The sequence below is a fragment of the Acidisphaera sp. L21 genome (assembly GCF_009765685.1).
GTDB lineage: Bacteria > Pseudomonadota > Alphaproteobacteria > Acetobacterales > Acetobacteraceae > LMUY01.
This window is the reverse complement of the sequence record NZ_LMUY01000042.1, coordinates 1-2,187: the sequence shown is the minus strand read 5'-3', so window position 1 is coordinate 2,187 and position 2,187 is coordinate 1. Positions and strand designations below refer to the sequence as shown.

3 protein-coding genes are annotated in these 2,187 nt (G+C 64.5%); 1 reads left to right on the top strand and 2 read right to left on the bottom strand.

The window, feature by feature from the left end:
• Window positions 1–379: NmrA family NAD(P)-binding protein (locus GSQ76_RS09290; protein WP_158743634.1), on the bottom strand; the 379-nt coding region annotated here is incomplete at its 3' end.
• A gap of 119 nt (window positions 380–498) precedes the next feature.
• Between GSQ76_RS09290 and GSQ76_RS09285 the strand changes: the two genes are divergently transcribed.
• Window positions 499–1,371: a LysR family transcriptional regulator gene (locus tag GSQ76_RS09285; RefSeq protein ID WP_158743633.1), complete on the top strand. Its 873-nt coding sequence runs from the start codon at window positions 499–501 to the stop codon at window positions 1,369–1,371.
• A 50-nt stretch (window positions 1,372–1,421) separates the two neighbouring features.
• On the opposite strand, the gene GSQ76_RS09280 is transcribed toward GSQ76_RS09285, so the two are convergent.
• Window positions 1,422–2,187 (bottom strand): TRAP transporter large permease (locus tag GSQ76_RS09280; RefSeq protein ID WP_158743632.1); only part of this gene is annotated, 766 nt, incomplete at its 5' end.

Here is a 2,187-nt window from a genome sequence, read left to right as displayed (position 1 = left end):
GGGCGGCATCGGCGATCATGCGCTCCGCCGCCGCCTTGCCGGCAAAGTGCGGCACGTCGGCATACTCCTCTCCGCGATAGACCGAGAGGTACACCACACCCTTCACGCCCACGTCCCTAGCGGCATCCAGCGCCAGCATGGCGTGGGTGAACTCGTCGGCCAGGTTCGGGACCAGTAGGAACAACGTGCTGATCCCCGTCATCGACTGTCGCAAGGATTCGATATCTGTAACATCGGCCGCCACGGCGGTCGTGCTGCCGGGCAGTGTCGCCTTACCGGGTGACCGCGTCAGTGCCCGCACCTTCACCGATACACCTGCCAACTCGCTGAGAACCTGAGACCCGATCGTGCCGGTGGCGCCGGTAACGAGGATGGTCATGCTGATATCTCCTTCTGCCGGGCGGACAATCGCACCAGCCCGATGAAGATATTCATACTGTTTTCGGAATACAGACGGCATAATCGGGACAGACCATCCCATTTATGGAACATGCCGCGATGGATCTCGACATGCTGCGCGACTTCAATCTGGTGGCCGCCCATGGCGGACTGGGGGCGGCGAGCCGGGCGGCGCGCCGTCCAAAGGCGACTTTGTCGCGCCGTCTTGCCGAGCTGGAGCGGCAATTGGGGGTGCGGCTGATCGAGCGTGGCGATAAGGGCCTGCGCCTGACCGATGAAGGTCAGCGCTTGTATCAGCAGACTAACACCCTGCTGGTGGAGGTCGCGGAGATTGCGGAGGAAATTGCCTCTGGCGCCGGCACCCCGCGAGGCATCTTACGCGTCAGTGCGCCCGTGGTGCTGGCCCATGTGGCCCTGGTTGCTGTCGCTCTGCGATACGCCCGAGCTTATCCAGAGGTGCGGCTGGAGATGATTGCCGAGGATCGCCAGGTCGACCCAGTGGAGGACGGCTACGACGTGGTGTTGCGGATCGACCCGCCGGCCGACGAGCGACTGGTGGGCCGCCGGGTGATGACCGATACAAGGGTCGTGGTCGCCGCACCCGACATGCAGGTCCCAGCCAGCGGAGCGGTGCGGCCGGTGCGCGGTGTGGTCATGGCGACCCCGGGTGCGAGCACTGCGTGGCGGGTTCGCGGTGCCGGTGGCGGTATCATGACCTTCGAGGCCCAGCCGGTCTTGAGCTTCTCGTCGCTGCTGATGGTTCGCGATGCCGTCATTGGCGGGGCAGGGGTGGCATTGCTGCCGAAATTGTTGGTGGCCCCGGATATCGCGGCCGGGCGGCTGACCGAATGGGGGGCCGCCATCGGTCCCGAGGTGGAAATATGGGCGCTGCACAGCACGCGCCGCCTGGCCAGCGCAAAGGTGAGGGCTTTCCTGGCATTGTTGGAGCACCAGGTGCCAACGCCGTCATGAACGCCGATCACACCCTGCACTCGCTCGGGCGCTCGCCCGGGCGGCGGCGGTCAATCCATCACGAAGCCGGGTAGCCAAGTGGTCAACGGCGGCCAGAGCGTGATGGCTGCCAACACGATCAGCAGCGGTACTAGCCAGGGGAGCACCGCGCGAGACATCGCCTCGAACGAGATTTCGGCGATACGGGAGGTGATAAACAGCACCACCCCCACTGGCGGGTGGATGGTGCCGAGGATGAGATTGAAGATCATGATAATGCCGAATTGCACCGGCGCAATGCCGAAGCTGTGCGCCGCCGGCACCAGGATCGGGATCAGGATCAGCAGGGCGGCCAGCGTTTCCATGAAACATCCCACCACCAGCAGCAGCACGTTGCACACCAGCAAGAACAGCAGCGGGCTATGGATCGAGGCAACCATCGCCGGGGCGACGGTCTGAGGAATGCGGGAGATCGACATACACCAGCCCAGCGCACCCGCCGCCATCACCAGCACCGCGACGATGCCAGCCGTCTCCACCGTCTCGATCATCACGCGCACGATGTCTGCCGGACGAAGGGTGCGGTAGACCACTAGCCCAAGCAGCAGGGCATAGAGACTGGCAACCGCCGCTGCCTCGGTTGGGGTGAAGTAGCCGCTGAACATGCCGCCCAGCAGGATCGCGGGCGCCATCAGCGCGAAGAACCCGTCCCGAAAGGAATGCCAGATCTCTCCGAACCCTGCGAAGCGTTGGCTGGGGAAACCCTGCCGTTTGCCAATAACCGCGACCATGGTCATCAGCGAGGCGGCCATCAATAGACCTGGGATGATCCCGGCC

Bases quoted from the DNA above. Each gene is read 5' to 3' on its own strand.
- GSQ76_RS09285 (WP_158743633.1), top strand. From the start codon at position 499: ATGGATCTCGACATGCTGCGCGACTTCAATCTGGTGGCCGCCCATGGC.